The sequence below is a fragment of the Burkholderia sp. GbtcB21 genome (assembly GCF_019091065.1).
GTDB lineage: Bacteria > Pseudomonadota > Gammaproteobacteria > Burkholderiales > Burkholderiaceae > Burkholderia > Burkholderia pyrrocinia_C.
On the sequence record NZ_JAGXKA010000480.1, the window covers coordinates 1 to 236 of the forward strand.

At 61.9% G+C, this 236-nt stretch carries 1 pseudogene; it reads left to right on the forward strand.

What is annotated here, in order from left to right:
• A pseudogene (locus KVT39_RS37410) lies at positions 1 to 236 on the forward strand (hydroxyquinol 1,2-dioxygenase); the annotation flags it as partial.

Consider the following 236-nt stretch of genomic DNA (forward strand, 5'->3'; position numbering starts at 1 on the left):
GACGCGTTCCTGCGCGCGATGATGCTCGACGTGGCGGGGGGCTTCTCCTACGGCTGGGTGAATTCCGATCACGTGTTCGGCACGCGCAATCACTACGGCAAGGTGGTCATGTATGCGGGCACCTTCAACGGCATCCTGAAGGTCGCCGGGGTCGGCTACACCGGGACCTTCGAAACGCCGACGAACATGGCGTCCTTCAAGGCGAAGTTGCACGACTGGACGAACGAAGGCATCGA